This window comes from Aquimarina algicola (assembly GCF_006443095.1).
GTDB classification, from domain to species: Bacteria; Bacteroidota; Bacteroidia; order Flavobacteriales; family Flavobacteriaceae; genus Aquimarina; species Aquimarina algicola.
In genome coordinates, this window is the sequence record NZ_VFWZ01000005.1 from 87185 (window position 1) to 106979 (window position 19795).

Here is a 19795-nt window from a genome sequence, read left to right on the forward strand (position 1 = left end):
TTGATAACAAGAATTCTATTAAAATACCAATTTGGATTCAAATGTTTCAGACCATTTTGATACTCTGCTAATTGCAGGCTGCAAAGTAGCAAAAACTTCGAATTGTCGACCATACAAAGAAGTATTGTTTTGTAAATTACCTAATTGTATAGTGATCTGTGTTTTGAAGGTTACGATTTCTTTTTGTATTTCATCAGATTTTATTAAAATATTTTCTTTACTCAAAAAATCATCTTTTCTCTTACCATTTACTACTCTCAAAATTGTAGTCTCATCCCAATTGTAAATGACCACTGGTACATCTTTTTCACCATTTATATCGTAAATGAAGAGATGCAACATATATTCCATATTATTTAAAATATCAAGAGGATGAAATTGTACTTTGGTATTCACTAAAATTTTATTTTTTTTATTGTCATCTACCTTGATATACTCTGGTACTTTGTCTAAAGTGACTTCTATAATTTTTGCCATTACAATATTTTATTTTTAGTTAAATTTTATGTTGTTGATTTATTGTCTTATTAGTAAAGGTTAAATATGATTTTAATCATTTTTAACAAAAGAGGGAAACAATGTTCCCTCTTTGTTTGATATTACCTTATAGGTTGTAATTTATTTTCTCATCACGATAGATCCACCGAGAGTTTTATCTTTTTTTATAGTTTCAGGATTTCCAAAAACTTCTACAGTTCCTCCTGCTGTTACATTAGCATCTACGTATTCTTTTGTGTTTACGAAAGCTTTTCCTCCTGCGAAAACGGTTACTTCGGCCCGGTTTGATTGTAAATCTTTTGCATTGTATTGCCCTCCGGTTCGTATTATAACTTCTTGATTTGGAGCAGAGCCAGAGATTTTTATTTCTCCACCGGAAACAGCTTTAGAATTAAGGTTTTTTGTATCTATCTTCAGATTTACTTCTGCACCCTCTTGTGCTTTTACAGTTAAATATTTTGATTCTATAGTATCTTCAGATGAAATTTTAGCTTTTTCATTAGCGTCTACCAGATTTAATGTTTCAGAGTGATAGATTTTTACATTTGTTTCTTTTCCATCTAGCATATTATCGATTTTCATTCTCACTTTTAAGAGTCCATCATTATTTACTATTGAAACTTTATCAGTGTCTTTTCCAGAAATTATAGCTTTGTTTTCTGAAGATTTAATAAGTGTTACGTTGATGGCATCAAATACTTTAATTTCATCAAAAGATCTTAACTCTTGTGTTCTTTTTTGTGCTGAAAGTATTATAGGTAAGCATAATACAAAGGTTAATATTGTCTTTATCATTTTCATTTATTTTTAATTATACATTATTTATTGTTACTCAAAATTAGGATAGATTAATATTATATAGTATCGCTATTCATAGTAATATTAATCCATTTCATGATTGTATCATTTAAAAAATTCTGAGATAGATTCCCGATATAATTACACCAATGATCAGTAGGATAAGAGTTATAATAATAAATCGCGCTCCTACTTTTGTTTTTGTGTTATCTTGTAAAATGTAATCCTCTCTTTCTTCATTTTTCTTTTTTATAAATTTCATTTTTCAATTTTATTTATTTTAATATTCATGGCATAGCAATTAGAATTGCTATATTTTTCTTTCTTTAGAATTTAGTTTTGAAAACAAGTGATTTGTTTTTGATTATTTTAACTATACAGGGGTATACATAATCAAGTAAAACAGTGAATTTCTGTTTCGTTTTTAGTGTTTGTAAAATAGTTCTAACGAACGTATACTGTTTTTTTATTTACAAACTCTAGTATACCTTCTTTAGAGAGTTCTCTTCCGTACCCAGAGTTTTTTGTGCCTCCAAAGGGTAATCTAGGATCTGACTTTACCATTTCATTAATGAAAAAAGCACCATCTTCGATCTTATCGATTTGTTTTCTGGCGTTTTCTATGTCTTCTGTAAATAGCATTGTTCCTAATCCAAATTTGGATTGAGAAGCTAATTGTATAGAATGTTCTCGATCCTCTGCCTTTGTAAAAGCGGCAACAGGACCAAAAACTTCTTCGTCGAATACGGGCATACCGGGAGTGACGTTTTCTATTATTGTAGGCTCAAAAAATGCTTTTTTATATTTATTACCTATTACTACTTTTGCACCCATTTTTAAGGACTCATTTATTTGTTCCTGTAATTCTTTTACAAAATCTTCTTTTGCAAGAGTGCTGATCTCTGTTTTGGGATCAGTAGGTGCTCCAAATCGTAGTTTTTGTAATTCAGATTTGAATTTTTCTACAAACTCATCATAAATTTCTTCAACAATAATGAAGCGTTTTGCAGCAATACAACTTTGACCAGCATTTTGCATTCTGGCATTTACTATTGTTTTTATATATTTATCTAAATCAGCATCTTCCCATATTATACAGGCATTGTTTCCACCGAGTTCTAAAACTGTTTTTTTTAAGTGTTCTCCTGTGATTTTTGAGATCGCTTTTCCTGCCTTTTCGCTACCCGTAAGGGTTACTGCTTTTATATTTTTATTTTCAATTATACTTCTAACTTGTTTGTGTGATACTAGAACTGTCTGGAAGCAACCTTCTTGATATCCTGCGGTTTCAAATACTCTTTGGATCGCAAGAGCACATCCTGTTACATTATCAGCATGTTTTACTAATACCGTATTTCCTGCTGTAAGTGTTGGAATTGCAAACCTCAATACTTGCCAAAAAGGATAGTTCCAAGGCATTATTGCCAAAATAACGCCCATTGGATCGTAACTGATAAAACTTTCTTGTGCTTCGGTTTTAATTATATCATCAGAAAGAAATTGTATGGCATTTTCTTTATAAAATTCGATTAACCAAATACATTTTTCAATTTCAGCAATACTCTCCTTATAAGGTTTACCCATTTCATGAGTTATAAAATTGGCACATTGCTCTTTTTGTTCTTCCAGAGTTTTTTTGAGATTATTTAATTTATTAATCCTTTTATCCAAGGAAATACTTTTCCAGGTTTGAAATATTTCTGCAGATTTGTTGATCGTCTCTATAACCTGTTCTTCGGTAAATCGCTTATATTCTTTTAATATTTCTCCTGTAAATGGATATATAGTTCTTATTATATTAGACATGTTATCTTTCTTTTTGTTTTCTTAAAATTATGAGTTCTCTTAGGACTGGATTAACGCTTTTAATACAATTTTTGATTCTTTTACTCGGTAATCATTTACGTTAATATCCTTATGATTTGAGTTAAATAGAATGCTTGATTTTCAAGAAATTTGAGTAAGAATCATAAAAAAATAAAAAAATGAGTAACAATAGTAATACAGTATTAGGAATATTAGCAGGAACAGCAATTGGGGCTACTCTTGGAATTTTATTTGCGCCAGACAAAGGAGTAAACACTCGTAGGAAAATAGTTGATGAAGCAGCCAATACAAGAGATAGGATCGCTGATGGAGCGTCTGACATAAAACATCAAGTAGTAGATACATTATCAACAAAAAAAGAAACTCTTGATGACCAATTAGAACACATAGTTTCTGATGCAAGCCATAAGGCCGAAGATTTGATAACTTCTCTTGAGAGTAAGTTGGAAAGATTGAGAGCAAAAACTAAAAAATTACAAAAGTCATAATGGGAGTTCTAAAGGCGATACAAGAAACATCTGATAAAGCTCTTAATTCTGGAGAAGCTTATATAAAAGTTTCTCAAGAATATTACAGACTTAAAGCTTTTCAGCAACTGGCAAGAGCATTCTCTTTTTTGAGCAAATTGGCCGTAATTGGCGGCCTTTTTTTTCTTGCCTTAATATTTTTGACGGTATCAACGGCAATTTGGTTGGGTGAACTTATCGGAAGTGTTTCTTTAGCCTGTATGTTGATCTCTACAGGACTGTTTTTGTGTACTCTATTATTATACTTTACTCGAAAACAAATTGATAAAATTATAATTCGCAAAATGTCTAAAGAGTTTTTTGATTAATCATGAAAAAAACATATTCATCATTCAAAGAGATTGAAAGAGATTTACAAGCTCTTAATCTTCAACGTAAAATATCATTTGAAGAAATCAAAGTATTAAAATACGAATTGAAGGAGGATTTACAACCTTATCAATGGCTTTCTACTATAATGAATTTGATAAAAAAATATGGTGTTCTTTACCTTCTAAAGCGACTTTTTAAATCATAAAATTTGATTTAGAATTTATGCTTGATGAGAAACTTCTTCTACCGGCAATTCAGCTCTGTTTTTAAATTCATTAGGACTGATGTCGTATTTTTCTTTGAATATTTTAGAAAAATAACTTCTACTACTAAATCCGATTGAATATACGATCTCAGAAATATTCATTTCTGTCGTAGCTATTAGATCTCTAGCTACTTCTAATCGAACATGTCTAATATATTCTGTTACCGTTTTTGCATATAGCAACTTAAATCCTTCTTGCAATTTGGCTTGAGGTAATCCTGATTCTGAGGATAATTGCTCTAAAGAATAATCTTTTGCCACATTGTTTATTATTTTTTTAGCAAGGTTTCTTATTATTTTAAGTTCACGTTTCAATAGGGTAGTGGGGAGCACTTCTTCTTTCATAGCACGATCATGCTGTTGTATATGCATTGATAAAATTTGATATATCATACCTTCTATCTGCAAAATACGGATCATACCTTTTTGCTTTACTTTGCGCAAGGCTGCGATTTTGTCTGCCAATTTAAGATTAAAGGTTCCAAAATAAGCAAAGGTATTTTCATGATCAGTATCCATAAAAACTTCGTAAAGCTTTTTATTGAGTTGAGATACATTATTAAGTCTTTTCTTGAGGTATTGTTTCCTGGCAATTTGAATAACATTAATTTCTAGTTTTTCATCTTTTGGTAAGTATCCATAGTTATGACCACCATCTCTACTGGTAATAATTACAGATTGAAATTGTTCAAGTTTTCTAATTTCAGATTGATAACCAAATCGATGTCCACAATATCCGGTAAGGCAATATGCAAAATGTATTGGATTATATTCTGAAGCATCCATAATGAGAATAAAGTTCTTGTGAAATCTAATATCATATTCCAGAAGATTTACACCCCAATCAAAAGTTATAAAACGAATACTACCATGAGCATTCAAATTGTTTACTGTAAGTGTATATTCTCCCCATCGTTCTTGTATAGTTCCACCGATTACCTCTTGTATTTGTCTTACAGTGCCTTCGGTACTTTTAGCATTTATTGGGATCTCTATTGCTTCTTCTAGCGTTGTCATCATGGATAATAGAATTTTTGGTTGCTAATGTTTTGTTTATTTCTTTTGTAAAAATACTAAACAAAAAGAAGATTTGTTTTAATAGTACCTATAAATGTTTGTTAATCACATAATATTCTTTATTTGCAAAATACTGTTTTTTAAGTTTTTATAAGCACAAAAAAAGATTCTTCTGATTAAGAAGAATCTTTTCACAAAAACAAATTAAATATCAATCATTATAATCCTAGATAGAGTCAAATTCGTCTACATAGAAAAAATCTTTGTCCTCGTTATTCACAAAGTAAACACCTTCTCCAAAAATATATTCCATATTTTTATCATCAACTAAAACCATAAAACCTCTTTCTGTTGGTTTTAGTTCAAAACTATCTTTGGCGTCTTTGATATACCTTAATACTATATATTTGTCATAATCATCATACTCATCACTATCTACATATATAAGTTTTGTTACCTGTTGAGTTGATGGTATACGTTCTTGATTTACTTTTTTCTTATCTTCTTCATTTAATTTTACATTAGATTCAGCAGTTTTATAGATCGTGATTTTGTATGGAACTGTATTGCCATCCTTTTTAAAATTAAAAATCTTCGTAGTTTTTGTTTTTTCTATTTGTTTATTGTTTTGTGCTACAATACCTGTGATTGTAAATACCAATAATGTCGTAAATAATATTTTTAACTTTTTCATTTTTCTAATTTTTTTAATTAATACTACTTATGCCTGTTTAATCATTGATGTACCCAATTGATCTGCCGTATTTTTATACCAGGCATTAAGCATCCAACTTAATTTTTCTAATTCTCTTATATAAGCTCCTATCATATCTATAGTACCCTCATCACCTGCTGTTTCTGCATGTTTTAAAATTACTCGCATTTGTGATAATAGTTTTTTATGATCTTCTAATAATTCCTTTACCATTTCTGTATCTTTCAGTAAAGGAGAAATTTCTTTTACAGTCGCCATGTTAATATATTCCTGAAATTGACTAACCGGGTGATGCTGTAATGTTAAAACGCGCTCTGCTATCTCATCAATCTTTACTTTTGCATCGTTATACAGTTCTTCAAATTTTTCATGAAGGTCAAAAAAATTCTTACCTAAAATGTTCCAATGAAATCCTCTCAGTTTTTGGTAGTATAGATTGTAATCTGCCAAAAGTATATTTAGTTCTAATACTACAGGTAAAAGTTTTTTCTCGTTCATATTCAAATAATTCATGATTCTGTTTTTAGGTTTATGTATAAGAAACGATTTCTTATTTGTCTGATACAAAGATATAATGAGGTGTAATTTCCCTTTTGCTCATATGCCATTAATCTTAACTCTATTATAAATAGTATTGATATCTACCTTTATATAGCAGCTATCTATATTCCGGATTCTCAAAGTTCCAGCGAGTACCATCATCCCATTCTGTTCTAGAATTACCGTAAGCAGGATATCCTTGATACGTTTTGAGCATTTTTGCTAAATGAAGTAGGTTATAAGTAGTAAATGTTGTATTTCTGTTGGTAAATTCATTGTTTTTTGCGTTGGATTCTTTATCCAAATAGCTTGGTCCCGGACCTACTTCTCCTATCCATCCACAGTCTGCTTGTGGCGGGATGCTAAAACCCAAATGTTGTAGTGAATATAATATACCCATTGCCGAATGCTTGATCCCATCCTCGTTACCGGTTATAATACATCCCCCGGCCTTGCCATAATATATGTATTGTCCTTTGCTATTGGTTTTGTCACTCATCCCATATAACCTTTCTATAAGTTTTGTCGCTATAGAAGATTTTTCTCCTAACCAGATGGGAGTTCCAATAACTAGTATATCGGCATCTATTATTTTACTGTAGATTTTATGCCATTCGTCTTTTTTTTTGCCTTGTTCAGTCATATCCGGTAGTAGCCCATGTGCTATATCATAATCTGCAAATCTTAGGTATTCTACTGTAACGTTTTCTGATTTCATGATTTGCATAGAAACCTTCATCAATCCTTCTGTATGGCTTGTTGTGCCTGATGTTTTAAGGGTGCAATTGATATATAACGCTTTTAATCCTGAAAAATCATTCTTTTCTTTCTTATCCATTTGTATTACGATTTGTGATATAAAAAATGATTTTAAAATTGTTTAATTTGAAAACAATAAAAGAGTGCTATCGATGCAAATGTGTGCTGTATTGCTATTTGATTATTGAATTATAAATACGATAAAGCCAACTTCTTAATTTTATATGATCTACACTTAATAATATGTTGTGAGCTTACCTTAAAAAGAGTGATTTTCTTAAAGTGTTTTTCAATATTATACTTGTATTTTATGTTAAAAAAAAGTTCTTAGATCAAATATTTTTCTATGTTTGTCAATTGTTAAAATTAAGTTAAATAAATAAAGTGTTTTACGTATGAGTATTAGAAATCAAATTAGTATTGAAATCGCAGAAGAAGTTATCGAATCTGTATTAGAAAAATTACAAGAGTGCAAAAACGAACTTGCTCCCTTTTTGCAAGCGCTTACCGATGCCGATCGAAGAGGAATGCTCAAACTTGGTGATAGATCTATCCCTACGGTACAAAAAGTAAAATCGTATGTAGATACTAATCCAGAGTTTTTACCGGGGTACATGAGTAAAGAAGAATTCTTGAAGGATGAAAAAGTAGTTACACAATTATCACCGGTTGTAAATATCCTTAGACAACTTACCTCTGATGTAAGTGATACCCAAATGTTGGCGGGTAGCGAAGCTTTTCAGGCAGCATTATTGTATTATGGACAAGTACGCGAAGCAGATCAAAAAGGGGTAACTAGTGCAAAACCTATCTATCAGGATTTAAAGCAACGTTTTTCTAAAAAGAAATAACAATTAGAGTTGTATGATTATCAAAAAAGCCACTTGATAGTGGCTTTTTCTCCTTTTTACCTAAAACAACATACTAATTAAGTACGTTCACCTACTTTATAACTACTTCTTTCAACTTATTAAGTATTATGATCATCTTTATGTATTAATTTTTTAACTTATGAAGTACTAATTACTCCTTAATAAGTTAAAAAATTAACAAAATAAGAACTTCTATATACTTATTTTGTTTGTCAATACTTTCTTGGATCTGTACCTTGATCTTTATTACATGTCGTTTTCTTATCTAATTCTGAGTATAGATCTCTCAAATTGATCTTACTCTATATCGTTAGGAACATCTCTTCCATTCCTCTTTTGGTGCTTACTTCTGCAATTTGTATAATGTGGTTATGTTCATCCAGCAAAAATGTAGTTGGGGTGCTATCGATTTGATATTCTGCAAATGTTTGTAAATCGCCAGAGGTAAGCGTAAAGTGGTAATTTTTGTCTTCTTGTGTTTTTTTGATGTCTTGCACAGTGGTATTAGCTTTGACTACAATAACCTCAAAGGCACCATATGCTTTTGCAAAAGCGTCTAGTTCTGGGTAAAAAGCCTCACAATGCTCACAACTATTTTCTGCAAATACCAATATTTTTTTCTTCTTAGACAATTGTGCTAATCCAAAGGTATTACCATTTTTATCTTTGGCCTTGATTTCAGGAGCGGGGATTTGAGGTTCTTGACTATTAGTATCTAAATGATCTATAGGATTGTGCTCTTTTGTAGACAATTTGTGTAGTTGAGCTTTTGTATCTTTTAGAGAAAGACTTAAATCGACAATTGTATATATAGACAATATGATAACTATAGTGAAGGCAATGCTTATACCATAAATACCTTTATTTTTATTCTTTATCATGATTGATGATAATTTAAAATTTAAAAACTCACCTTTAATATACTGCTCTGGTAGATGTAGATGATCAAACCAGAGCAGCTTTTATGTGTTTTATTAAGCTATTGACAATTTTTTATTTATCAGATCTTTGTCACTAGAGATCAGTACAATTTTCTCTTTCTATTTCATATTTCCAGAAGTTACTTTTTACATTAAAGGTAAAAAACTTCCTCTTTTCTTTGAATGCAGGAGGAAATAGTTCCATAGCTTTTCCTTTAGCTTCAGAAAAAATACGTCTTCTAGAATTACCATTTCCAACCGTTTGATCTCGAACTATATCACCCTCTACAGTTGTTGTGATTTTATAGGTAATATCTTCAATAAAATTAGTTGCCAAAATTCTGAAATCACAACGCTTACCTTTAGGAATAATATCACCTGCAGTAAATATGATATTATCGGTCTTAGTTTCTGCAGTGGTTTTGATCGTTGTTTTGCTTTCTCCTAAGGTTTGTCCCTGAGTAATTTCACCTGATATTCCGAAAAAAGTTCCGATCCCACTAGCACCAAGTGTGGTCTCAATAGTTAAATCTTTGGATTCAGATTTTTCTATAGATGTTTGTACAGTTACTGCTCTATTAAACGCGTCTTGACCATCCAAGTTTATATTTCTGTCAGGTCTTCCATTTTTGTTTAGTATTGTTACAGTAATAGGGCCTCTTACTCGCTTTCTGTCGGTATTTGTTTTGCTACGTGTCAATACCCATTTTGCTGAGGGTCTACTAATAGGTGATACAGCAGGAGAAGTATTAGATGAGAATTGTCTATTAGCAACTCTAATACTTGTGTAATTGTTGGCTCCACTACCCGGAGCACCAAAAGCCTGAGTTACTTTAAAATTAATATTTCTACTTCTATTTAATACTGCGGATAACGCATCTCTGCCCATCCCATTTTTATTAAGGTCTTTTTCAGTAATAGGAAGTGTTCTCGTAATTCTCTGTTTTGCTTCGTTCTCAGCTTCTGCATCACGCATTGCTATGTAATCATCAAAAGGTATTTGCTTACCATCTTTGATGACAAATCCGTTTTCAAAAGAAGAGTCTGCAGGAATTTCGATAGATTCTCCACTTTCCTCTAAAGGAACTTGATCAGTCGTTTCTTCATTTTCACAAGAGACTATGCTCAAAGCAGCGAGCGATAGCATTATGAAACAATGTTTTGGTTTTAAGTTAATCATTATGATTTGTGTTTAATTAATTACTTCTTACTCTATTACATAGGGTTTTCAGATTCGCACCTTTTGTGTTGATCAACAGTATAAAATTATTGCACATTGGTAAAACATTATGATAAAGTGGGTTGACAAAAGGTATACATATTAGGTATGCAATGAGTAAGCATTAAAAAAGCAGTATATTTAATACACTGATAAATAGATGTTTAAGATTGAAAAGGATTGTTTTGTTTAAATTTAATAGAGCGATAAAGGGGATTTATACAAAGTAAAACGTTATACTAATAACTAATGTTAACAAAATTATATCTTAAAACCATGCACTCACTTTATCTAATAAAATGTAATACAGTTTTTTTTTCTTCTACCTCTACAATATTTGTATCACGACATATTAAATAGTTTTTATAATACAATAGCTCGTATAAAAAATTAGATCATTTTTAATAAAACCAACTGTTTTTATTCACATAGGTGAATCATAAATACATATACAAATCATATTTTAGGACATCATTATATGATTGTCAAAAAATAATTCAATACTCTTCTTTTGACGTCTAAGGTGTGTACCGTGGGCTAATACTACCTGTATATGTATATATAATTACTCGATGTTGAATACTTATTTTTTCAATTTTAAAACACATTTATTACACAAAACCTTAGACTTTATGAGAGATCTTTTTTTAATACTATTTATTTTTTATTGTTTTTTTTCGAGTATTGCTCAAACTAAGAAAGATACTACTCTTTTGGGGAAACAATTAGATAGTTTGTTACAGCTTGATTATAATGCGTATAGTATTGAGGATTATCAATTGTATCAGGATATTTTTAGCAATTCTAAAAAAATACATTACAAAAGAGGTGTTCTAACTTCACTATTAAGTATCATTTGGTATCAAAGTAACCAAAAGAGCATTGATAGTGTTCTCTATTATAGTGAACAATTTGAAAAATATGAGGCCATTCTACCTGATCATAATTTATATCTTGACTATTTAATAAATAATGGTAATTTATTTTTATATGCATATGGGTTGCCTGAGCTTGCTTTGCCTTATTTTATAAAAGCTTATGAAAAAATTGATAAAGATGATGTAGGAGAAAAAGCTGATTTAACCACAAAAATAGCAGATTGTTATATCCAAAAAGGGCAATACGACCTTGCCATCTCAGAAGTAAAAAATATCTTGGCCGATACGATATATCTTGACTTTCGTTTTAAATTAAAAATTAATGCCACATTAGCTATGGCCTATCAACACAAAAAGCAACCAAAACTGAGCACACCCCTATTAGCCGATATTCTTAACATTGCAACAAAAAATGGAGACAGTGCCTACTATACATATGCTAAATTGTATCAAGCATACGATTACTATCTTAATGAACAATACCAAAAAGCTATAGATTCACTACATGCTAATTATAAATTACTACAACACTATTTTCAGCCCGGAGTTCCTACCCATCATGAATTCTTGTCAAATGCTTATGGTAAACTAAAAAATTATACTCATGCTGCGCAATCTATGCAGAGAGCAATTAAACAGGAACGATTATTAAATGATCTCCCTAAGTATTACACAGATTTGGCAACATATTATCAAAAACTGGGTAAAAAAGATTCGGTTTGGTTAGCACTACAACAAAAAAATGAGATTGTTGATAGCATTAGACAGTTAGAAAAAAAAGTATTTACGGATTATTATGATACCAGAATTGAGTTGATAGAAGAATCACATGAAAAAGTAAAAATAGAAGCATCTCAATCACAATTATACTCAAAGAATACAGCACAAAAGCAGTACATTATTATTTTGATTATAAGTATTTTACTTCTTACTGTGGTAGTTGTGGCCTTAATGCTGTATAAAAAATATGATCAGTCTAAAGAAAAGATAAATCTTCTCGAAGAAAATGAAAAGAAGTTATTAAAACAGCATATAAAAACAAAAGAAGATGAGCTATCTGCTACATTAATGATACAAGCTAAGCAAATACAAAAATTGAAAGCCGCAAAAAAGGAGTTATATACCAATATTGAAACTAATAATCCCGAACAACTTAAGAAGTCTAAAAAATCTTTTGATAAGCTTATTAAAAATATGACTTGCGAAGATGTTTTTTCTGATCGTCTAGAGTCTCAATATCCGGGTTTGGTATTAGAACTTAAAGAATACTGCCCCGAGCTTTCAAAGAATAATATCAGGCATTGTTTATTGGTAAAACTAGGGCTTTCTCTAAAAGAATCTGCTAATTTATTGAACGTAGCCACAAATACTGTAAAAACAGCTAGATATCGTGCAAAATTAAAGTTAGGGTTACCAGAAGAAGTTTCTTTAGAAGAGTTTCTAAAAAAAATTGAAAGTAAAGAACCTCGGAGCCTTTAAATCTCGATTATCGAGTGAAAAATATTCTAATTATCAGTATCATAATAATCCATAAATACTTGTTTTTAACTAGTTAATAGATCAATATCAAAACAGTCAATATAAATTGTAAATGCGCACTATATATATCCAAATCCATTATACTTTTGAAACATAATACAAAAAGAGCTGCCTATCATTACTGTGAAAAAACTTGAACATTAACGTTAGAGCAAATGTAATATAAGTTAACAAGCAGCTCTTTTTTGAAGTTTAATTTTATTAAAATCAAATACAATGAAAAAAATTATAGGATTAGTATGTATAGCATTAGTAATGAGTAATTGCGATGTGCAGCAAAAAAAAGAAGCAAAATTGCCTGAGGTAGATGTAGATGTTGATACAGAGGCTGGTCAACTCCCTACTTTTGATATCGATTGGGCAGATGTAAATGTAGGGACAAAAACAAAGACGGTAAAAATACCCAAAGTTGTTGTGGTCATGGAAGAAGAAGAGGTGGAGGTTCCATATTTGGACGTAGATATGCCAAACTCGGGAGAAAAAGAAGAGCTTACCCTTACTGTAGAAGCAGAGGTAATAGATAAAGAACATACTATAGAAATAGAAGAAATTATAGCTACCAATGATAAGCTATATGTAGTTTCAGAACTCAAAGAAAAAACTCAAAGCCTCGGTGATAAAAAAATGAGAGTCTCAGACAGAGTGATATTAAATGCCCCTGATCTAAATGTGAAACACATCATTAAGGGAGAGAAGCCTAATCGCGTATTTAACGATCAATATAAATATGTACAAGATATAGACGCTTTTAAATCAGGCTTAGCAAACTCTAAAGTTATTTATAAAAAATAGAAATTCCATTTCATAAATAGGTGTAGTTAACTTTAATTGTCAAAAATGGCCTCAGTCTTCATACGAGTGGGGTCATTTTGTTTTAACATGTTATAAAAATGGTTGAGAGTAATCTTAATTTACAATTCTTATCGAGTATAATAAAAACTCCGGAGACGGTCATCGATCATTTTGATTTGATCTATACCAATACACATCAACTTGCAATCAAACGGTGCAAAGTCAAAAAAGGATTTAAATATGTTGTCAACAATAAACCACTACAAAATAAAAATGACCTTAAAAGAATACAGGAATTGTCCATTCCACCAGCTTGGGAAAATGTAAAAATATCAACGGTTGCAAACGGTCATTTGCAAGCTGTTGGCTTTGATGCTAAAAAAAGAAAGCAATACAAATATCATTCGCTATGGCATGCGATAAGAAATCAAACTAAATTTTATAAGATGGTTGCCTTTGGTAAAAGGTTACCTATCATAAGACAACAAGTTGATATTGATTTGGAACAGAAGGGTTGGCCCAAATCAAAAGTTTTGGCTTTGATTATAAGATTAATGGAAGAAACTCATATTCGAATAGGCAATGATCAATATGCAAAGCGCAATAAAACATATGGATTAACAACGATGCGAAACCGACATGTAAGATTATTTAAAAATACTTTAAAATTTGAGTTCACCGGTAAAAAAGGGAAGAAGCATTCTGTTACATTACGCAATAAAAAACTTGTGCATCTTGTAAATAAATGTGAAGAAATCCCTGGTTGGGAGTTATTTCAATATTATGATGAATATGGAGAAAAACATAATGTAGAAAGTGCTATGGTCAATGATTATATTCATAATACCTGTGGAGAGATTTTTACCGCTAAAGATTTCAGGACATGGGCTGCTACCGTAATCTTTTTTGAGTATCTAAGAGATGTAGGTATAGCAAAAACTCAAAATGAAAGGGATAAGAACATCTTGAGAGGATATGATACGGAAGCAAAGGAGTTGGGGAATACAAGAAATGTTTGTCGTAAATATTATGTACATCCTGCAGTTATGCATGCTTACAAAACGGGAGTCATAAAAACTACATTCGATATCGCAGACTCTTTATATAAGAATGGGTCTTTTTATTCGGTTTCTGAAAATGCAATGTTAAAGCTATTAGAGGAGTATACTCCCAATTTTTTAAAATAAGTAGTAATTAAGAAAAAATAAATATGATGAAAGAGAAATTAATCAATGCATGGAATAAAATGACAGAAAAATTAGAATCTTGGTTGGATGCTATAATTATGCACCTACCCAACATTCTGATTGCAATATTTGTCTTTTGTATTGCACTTTTTGCATCAAAATATATTAGTAGGTTGGTAGTGAGGTTATTAGATAAAAGTAAATTGCAAAAGTCGATGAAGAATCTAATAGCCAAATTAATATCAATATTGGTCATACTAATTGGGTTGTTTTTGGTTTTAGGAATTTTGAATCTAAGCAAGGCACTTAATACTATTTTGGCAGGAGCCGGTGTTGCCGGTTTAGCTGTTGGTCTTGCTCTGCAAGGGGCATTGGCAAATACATATTCTGGAATTATTTTGTCATATATCAAAAATCTAAAGTTTGGGGACTGGATAGAAACTAATGATTATGAAGGAGAAGTGGTAGATATTGATCTTAGAGTAGTTACTATAAAACAAGTTGATAATAATTTGGTATATATCCCTAACAAGTTGGTTGTAGAAAACCCTATTAAAAATTATTCTACCACATCTCAATCAAGGGTAATTTTAAAATGTGGTGTTGGATATGGTTCTGATTTGAGATTTGTAAAAAAGCTGACGATCGATACAATCGTTTCAAATTTTGAAGCTGTCAAAGAAAAAGATGAGGTTCTGTTTTTATGGAGAGAATTTGGAGATAGTGCTATAAACTATGAACTTCGATTTTGGATTAATTCTACTTCAGCCTTAGAAGTAGCCAAAGCAAAAAGCGAAACAATAATGCTCATGAAAGAAGCATATGATGCTAATGATATTAATATCCCTTTTCCTATTCGAACTTTGGACTTACCTGAAAATCTTAGTGTTCAAGTAGACAAATAGAGATACATAGCTTATTCGGTAATTTAATTTTTTAGTATAAAATTATAGCAATCATGTTGTGATGAAAGAGAAAAAAATTAGCCCTACAGTCATACGACAAATTTTTATGTTACTATTAATCTTTGTAATAGGTGGACTCATTTTTAAAGAAATGAGTCCCTATTTATCAGGGATTTTGGGAGCTATAACAATTTATGTCCTTTTAAGAAAATGGATGGCTAAATTAATTTCAAAAGGTTGGCATCCAGACTTGTCAGCTGCCCTTTTACTAATAGGATCATTCGTAGGAATTTTAATGCCTGTTGCAGGAATTATCTTTATGTTAGGTAATAAAATAGGAGAAGTAGCACAAAATCTAGAAAAAATTATTGATGTTATAAAAGAAAGATTAGACTCATGGCAAACACAAGTAGGATATGATTTGAGTTCGCAGATGGATGCAAATGCTGTTTCAAATTGGTTAACTGAGAATTTACAAAATTTTGCAGGAGATACATTTGACATTATGATATCAATAGGGATCATGTATTTCTTATTGTATTATATGTTGACAAATAGAAGGATGCTAAGAGAGTCATTATTTGAGTATATACCTATAAACGATACTAATCTAAAAATTATAGGTGATGAGAGCCAAAAAATGGTGCGATCTAACGCAATTGGGATTCCGCTAGTAGCTCTTGTACAAGGTGTAGTGGCACTTATCGGTTTTTTGATTTTCAAAATAGAAAATCCTTTGTTCTGGTTTGTCATAGTAACTATTGGTTCTATGATTCCCTTTGTAGGAACTTTGATTGGCATTTTACCTGTTTTTATTATTACACATGCAACAGGAAATACGTTTCAAGCATGGGGTATTTTAATATATGGGATACTTGTTGTCGGTTCTTCTGACAATCTAGTGAGACTATTTGTGTTAAAAAAATTAGATAATGTTCACCCAATAATTACAATGATAGGTGTCATTGTAGGTGTACCTTTATTTGGGTTTATAGGCCTAATTTTTGGCCCTTTATTGATAAGTCTTTTTTTGATTGTTGTAAAGATTTACAAATCAGAATATGGTAAAAACATGATAGAAGGAGAAGAAAAACTATAACAAATTCTTTTGAGCTACATCTCGTAGCAAATGTGTCACTCATCATTAAAAAGTTCCCTTATTTTTATTGTATTAATTATTTATATTATGGGTAAAAAAGAAATTATAGAAGCGTTTGTCGAGTGTGCTGCTCATTGTAGAAATTGTGCATATTCATGCCTTAAAGAAGAAGAGATAGATGATCTTAAAAACTGTATTACTATTAATACGCTTACAGCTGAGATCGTTGAGAAGATGGCATTAGGGATTTCTACTTCTTCTGATGCTGAAGAAATGGTTATCAGACATTGTAGGAGTCAAATTTTGGCATGTGCAGAAGAGTGTGAAATTCATGATTATGCATATTGTAAAGAATGTGCAATAGCGTGTAAAAAGGCGGTAACTGTTTGTGATAGTTATCTTTCGAAATAATATAATAAATACTACTTTAGTTAATTTGATAAGTAGTCCAAAGTACGATACTCTTGTGATCCATTTATGTTTTTTATGGGAGTCTTTTTTGTTGATAGTATATTTAAGATTTTATTTCCTTTTATACTCTGAAAAATTAAAAAAGTCATTATTCTTACTACTACCTCTAAGACATCAATAGGATATAGCCTTTCTTCTAGTATGATCAAACACTTATCAATCATTAATTGATCTTTTGACAAGCAGATTTGTAATATAGCGGTGTCATTATTTGATCTTAAATTTTGATTTGATTCTTCAAAAATCTCATTTATATTACAATTACTTGATGCATTGTAGGATTGATCAGTTTCTACAACTTCTAAAAATTCATTTTTAAATCTATTGCGTTGAGTACTTTGGTAATTTAAGAATCTGGATAATTCGGCTTTGTCCAGTTTTTCTGCTCCTAAACAACAAAATTGTTCTGAAACATAAATCATTTGCAAAAGTTCCTTTATTTCTGCCCGGTATTTCATATTTAATTTGGTGACGGTAATTGCTGCAAGTTTCAAAAACTCGTCGACTTTTTTTTGCTCTATCAGAGTAAGTTTTAACTTTAAAAAAAGCACCTTATTTATATAATATTTAAGGTTTTGTTAAAAGTGTAAATGAGTTAACTTTTACTTTTTTTGAACTAAAAATGATGCTGCTGTCTGTATACTTTTATAGTGTAATTATAAATTAGATTCATGGAGCTTCAATATCTACTAATTTTTGTTTGTGGTTTTGCTGTAGGAATTATTATTTCAGTTACTTCAAACACTTTCAAAAATCGTTTTAATAAAAAGTGAGGTATCTTATTTATAATTATGCAGATGTAAAATGGTAGGCATCCATAAAAAAACTACTTAATAATTTTCAAAAAAAGATTATGAAAACGTACACTGAAAAAGTTGGAACAAAATTAAATGATTTACTTGAAAAAACATATGACGCAGAGAAAGGATATCGGAAAGCTGCAGAAAACGTAAAACACACGGCACTCAAAAACTACTTTAATAATAAAGCTCAAATGAGAGAAAAGTTTGGTTACGAACTCAAAAGCGAGATCGTATCATTTGGACAAGAACCAGAACAGAGTGGTAGTGTTACAGGAAACTTTCATAGAGCATGGATGGATGTTAAATCATTTTTATCTAGTGATAATGAAGAATCTATGTTAGAAGAGGCAATAAGAGGTGAAAAAGCATCTGTAGAAGAATATGACGAAGTTCTTGCTGAGACGTCTTTACCACCAAGTACTCAAACGATCTTGTCACAACAAAAAAATAAGATCGAAGAAGATCTTTCAGAAATAAAAACTTTAGAAGATTTGAAATAATTTAAAAGGATTAAAAAGACGCATTTTATTTAAAAAGGTGAGAGGTTTTTAATTATTGATTAGTTGTAGAGAAGGTTTGAATAGAATATATTAATTTTATAAACAAAGAGGTCGTAATTGGGGGTCAATTGAAAAACCTTACTATTCCGACCTTCTCTTTTTTATTTATTTTGCTTTTTAGCCTTTTTTTGAACCTCTTCAAAGTCAATTTCATTATCAGCTGTTCCTTTAAAAGCTTTTATCCATGCATTTTTTATTATATTTTTTGTCGTAATCCAAACACTGGTATTTATATCATCTAAATTTCCTTCGAATGGAATTTTGGTGGCAAGAGTATTGTTACCATGATTTTTCAGAACGAATTTGAAAAAACCTACAAAGCCTTCCCATAAAACCTCTAGAAAACTATCTTCTTTGCTTATAATTTTAGAGTCTTTCAGCATTGGTTTAATATACCCTTTTAGATAACTATCTGCAATGGCTATTTCACTATAGACATCATAAGTACCTTCTTTGAAGTCGATGCCAGCATAATGATTTGTAAGATCGTTTAAAGATGTTGCATCCGCATTTTCTAAAGAAAATGTAATATCAATATCAGGAACTTTTTTTACCAAATCCATGCTGCCCTCCAGTTTCACGTCACCTTTTCCTATAGATTTAGCTTCGGCATAAATAGAAGAAGGAAGTTCTCTTTCTGTACGTAATACATTTCGAAGATTCTTAGCATTAAAATTGATTTTATAGAGTTGTAAATCTATATTTGGATTTGCAGCTAATTGTACAAAAGCAATTTTTCCATTCGATACTTGTAATGTGTTGATATTTATTGGTACGAGTTCTGTTAAAGCTTTAGTCCAGTCTTCAAGCTCTGGATCTTCTGTGTTTTCTTTATTTTGATCTTCAAATACATATATGATTTCTGGGTTTGTTAATGCAATTTCACTAACGATTTTACCTTTAAAAAGGGATTTCCACTCTATTGATATATCCGTTTTATGAAAATTGAGAAAAGGAACCTGGGATCCGGCGTCAACTTTATTTAGATATAAATTATTTATCACATAAGCTCCTCTAATTAGTGAAATATCTATGTCTTCTACTTGGCCATAATAACCCGGGATATCCTCTAGTACCTGATTGACATAATTTTTTACAAAATAAGGTAACAGTAACCTAACAGTTATCAGTAAGACTACTATAAATAATAAAGCAATGTATTTTTTTTTAAACGGCATATTAGTTTAATCTTATGTATTAATATAAATATATAGGCGGGGACAGTCCCTATATTTTGAAAATATAATACTACCTATCTAAGTATAATACAGTAAATGATAGTAATGTTGACT

23 protein-coding genes are annotated in these 19795 nt (G+C 30.6%); 11 read left to right on the plus strand and 12 right to left on the minus strand.

The window, feature by feature from the left end:
- Nucleotides 1–18: 18 nt before the first annotated feature.
- From FHK87_RS16005 to FHK87_RS16015, 4 genes are all read right to left on the minus strand, one after another.
- Nucleotides 19–477 carry a hypothetical protein gene (locus tag FHK87_RS16005; protein WP_140594771.1) on the minus strand — a complete coding sequence of 153 codons (459 nt, stop codon included), beginning with the start codon at nucleotides 475–477 and terminating at the stop codon, nucleotides 19–21.
- A 141-nt stretch (nucleotides 478–618) separates the two neighbouring features.
- Nucleotides 619–1293 (minus strand): head GIN domain-containing protein, encoded by a 675-nt coding sequence (locus tag FHK87_RS16010; RefSeq protein ID WP_226294286.1) that lies wholly within the window; start codon nucleotides 1291–1293, stop codon nucleotides 619–621.
- Nucleotides 1294–1405: 112 nt separating this feature from the next.
- On the minus strand, nucleotides 1406–1558 hold the full coding sequence (locus tag FHK87_RS26315; protein ID WP_226294287.1) for a hypothetical protein: 153 nt from the start codon (nucleotides 1556–1558) through the stop codon (nucleotides 1406–1408).
- 182 nt (nucleotides 1559–1740) lie between these two features.
- Complete coding sequence (locus FHK87_RS16015; protein ID WP_140594773.1) at nucleotides 1741–3102, minus strand: NAD-dependent succinate-semialdehyde dehydrogenase; 1362 nt, start codon at nucleotides 3100–3102, stop codon at nucleotides 1741–1743.
- Between the two features lie 179 nt (nucleotides 3103–3281).
- On the opposite strand from FHK87_RS16015, the gene FHK87_RS16020 reads away from it, so the two are divergent.
- From FHK87_RS16020 to FHK87_RS16030, 3 genes are read left to right on the plus strand one after another with little or no spacing between them, the layout of a single operon-like run.
- A complete protein-coding gene (locus tag FHK87_RS16020) occupies nucleotides 3282–3611 on the plus strand; it encodes a YtxH domain-containing protein (RefSeq protein WP_140594774.1) in 330 nt (109 codons plus the stop codon).
- Nucleotides 3611–3958 carry a hypothetical protein gene (locus FHK87_RS16025; RefSeq protein WP_140594775.1) on the plus strand — a complete coding sequence of 116 codons (348 nt, stop codon included), beginning with the start codon at nucleotides 3611–3613 and terminating at the stop codon, nucleotides 3956–3958. Before FHK87_RS16020 ends, FHK87_RS16025 begins: the two co-directional genes overlap by 1 nt.
- A gap of 2 nt (nucleotides 3959–3960) precedes the next feature.
- Nucleotides 3961–4167: a DUF6327 family protein gene (locus tag FHK87_RS16030; protein ID WP_140594776.1), complete on the plus strand. Its 207-nt coding sequence runs from the start codon at nucleotides 3961–3963 to the stop codon at nucleotides 4165–4167.
- A 15-nt stretch (nucleotides 4168–4182) separates the two neighbouring features.
- Here the strand turns inward: FHK87_RS16030 and FHK87_RS16035 are convergent, their stop codons facing one another.
- From FHK87_RS16035 to FHK87_RS16050, 4 genes are all read right to left on the minus strand, one after another.
- Nucleotides 4183–5247 carry a helix-turn-helix domain-containing protein gene (locus FHK87_RS16035; protein ID WP_317133552.1) on the minus strand — a complete coding sequence of 355 codons (1065 nt, stop codon included), beginning with the start codon at nucleotides 5245–5247 and terminating at the stop codon, nucleotides 4183–4185.
- Nucleotides 5248–5470: 223 nt separating this feature from the next.
- A complete protein-coding gene (locus FHK87_RS16040; protein ID WP_140594777.1) occupies nucleotides 5471–5938 on the minus strand; it encodes a hypothetical protein in 468 nt (155 codons plus the stop codon).
- Between the two features lie 27 nt (nucleotides 5939–5965).
- The gene (locus FHK87_RS16045; RefSeq protein ID WP_140594778.1) at nucleotides 5966–6472 is read right to left on the minus strand and encodes a Dps family protein; all 507 of its coding nucleotides are present in this window, start codon (nucleotides 6470–6472) and stop codon (nucleotides 5966–5968) included.
- A gap of 145 nt (nucleotides 6473–6617) precedes the next feature.
- Complete coding sequence (locus FHK87_RS16050) at nucleotides 6618–7337, minus strand: flavodoxin family protein (protein WP_140594779.1); 720 nt, start codon at nucleotides 7335–7337, stop codon at nucleotides 6618–6620.
- A 316-nt stretch (nucleotides 7338–7653) separates the two neighbouring features.
- Here FHK87_RS16050 and FHK87_RS16055 point away from each other — a divergent pair, with 316 nt between their 5' ends.
- The gene (locus tag FHK87_RS16055; protein WP_140594780.1) at nucleotides 7654–8109 is read left to right on the plus strand and encodes a hypothetical protein; all 456 of its coding nucleotides are present in this window, start codon (nucleotides 7654–7656) and stop codon (nucleotides 8107–8109) included.
- Between the two features lie 323 nt (nucleotides 8110–8432).
- On the opposite strand, the gene FHK87_RS16060 is transcribed toward FHK87_RS16055, so the two are convergent.
- Together FHK87_RS16060 and FHK87_RS16065 are read right to left on the minus strand one after the other, a co-directional pair.
- Nucleotides 8433–9011 carry a TlpA family protein disulfide reductase gene (locus FHK87_RS16060; protein ID WP_140594781.1) on the minus strand — a complete coding sequence of 193 codons (579 nt, stop codon included), beginning with the start codon at nucleotides 9009–9011 and terminating at the stop codon, nucleotides 8433–8435.
- A 133-nt stretch (nucleotides 9012–9144) separates the two neighbouring features.
- Nucleotides 9145–10230 (minus strand): hypothetical protein, encoded by a 1086-nt coding sequence (locus FHK87_RS16065; protein WP_140594782.1) that lies wholly within the window; start codon nucleotides 10228–10230, stop codon nucleotides 9145–9147.
- Between the two features lie 671 nt (nucleotides 10231–10901).
- Here FHK87_RS16065 and FHK87_RS16070 point away from each other — a divergent pair.
- The 6 genes from FHK87_RS16070 to FHK87_RS16095 all read left to right on the plus strand — a co-directional run bounded on the left by FHK87_RS16070 (nucleotide 10902) and on the right by FHK87_RS16095 (nucleotide 17080).
- Nucleotides 10902–12626, plus strand: a complete 1725-nt coding sequence (locus FHK87_RS16070) for a tetratricopeptide repeat protein (RefSeq protein WP_140594783.1) — start codon at nucleotides 10902–10904, stop codon at nucleotides 12624–12626.
- Between the two features lie 276 nt (nucleotides 12627–12902).
- Entirely contained in the window at nucleotides 12903–13478 is a 576-nt protein-coding gene (locus tag FHK87_RS16075) for a hypothetical protein (RefSeq protein WP_140594784.1), read from the plus strand.
- A gap of 98 nt (nucleotides 13479–13576) precedes the next feature.
- Nucleotides 13577–14665 (plus strand): DNA topoisomerase IB, encoded by a 1089-nt coding sequence (locus tag FHK87_RS16080; RefSeq protein WP_140594785.1) that lies wholly within the window; start codon nucleotides 13577–13579, stop codon nucleotides 14663–14665.
- Nucleotides 14666–14691: 26 nt separating this feature from the next.
- Nucleotides 14692–15570: a mechanosensitive ion channel family protein gene (locus FHK87_RS16085; RefSeq protein ID WP_140595153.1), complete on the plus strand. Its 879-nt coding sequence runs from the start codon at nucleotides 14692–14694 to the stop codon at nucleotides 15568–15570.
- 61 nt (nucleotides 15571–15631) lie between these two features.
- Nucleotides 15632–16669: an AI-2E family transporter gene (locus tag FHK87_RS16090; protein WP_140594786.1), complete on the plus strand. Its 1038-nt coding sequence runs from the start codon at nucleotides 15632–15634 to the stop codon at nucleotides 16667–16669.
- Between the two features lie 87 nt (nucleotides 16670–16756).
- Complete coding sequence (locus FHK87_RS16095) at nucleotides 16757–17080, plus strand: four-helix bundle copper-binding protein (RefSeq protein ID WP_140594787.1); 324 nt, start codon at nucleotides 16757–16759, stop codon at nucleotides 17078–17080.
- A gap of 20 nt (nucleotides 17081–17100) precedes the next feature.
- On the opposite strand, the gene FHK87_RS16100 is transcribed toward FHK87_RS16095, so the two are convergent.
- The gene (locus FHK87_RS16100; protein ID WP_140594788.1) at nucleotides 17101–17598 is read right to left on the minus strand and encodes a hypothetical protein; all 498 of its coding nucleotides are present in this window, start codon (nucleotides 17596–17598) and stop codon (nucleotides 17101–17103) included.
- 395 nt (nucleotides 17599–17993) lie between these two features.
- Between FHK87_RS16100 and FHK87_RS16105 the strand changes: the two genes are divergently transcribed.
- Nucleotides 17994–18443, plus strand: a complete 450-nt coding sequence (locus FHK87_RS16105; RefSeq protein WP_140594789.1) for a ferritin-like domain-containing protein — start codon at nucleotides 17994–17996, stop codon at nucleotides 18441–18443.
- Between the two features lie 161 nt (nucleotides 18444–18604).
- Here the strand turns inward: FHK87_RS16105 and FHK87_RS16110 are convergent, their stop codons facing one another.
- Nucleotides 18605–19681, minus strand: coding sequence for a DUF748 domain-containing protein (locus FHK87_RS16110; protein ID WP_140594790.1), 1077 nt, complete (start codon nucleotides 19679–19681; stop codon nucleotides 18605–18607).
- Nucleotides 19682–19795: the final 114 nt, after the last annotated feature.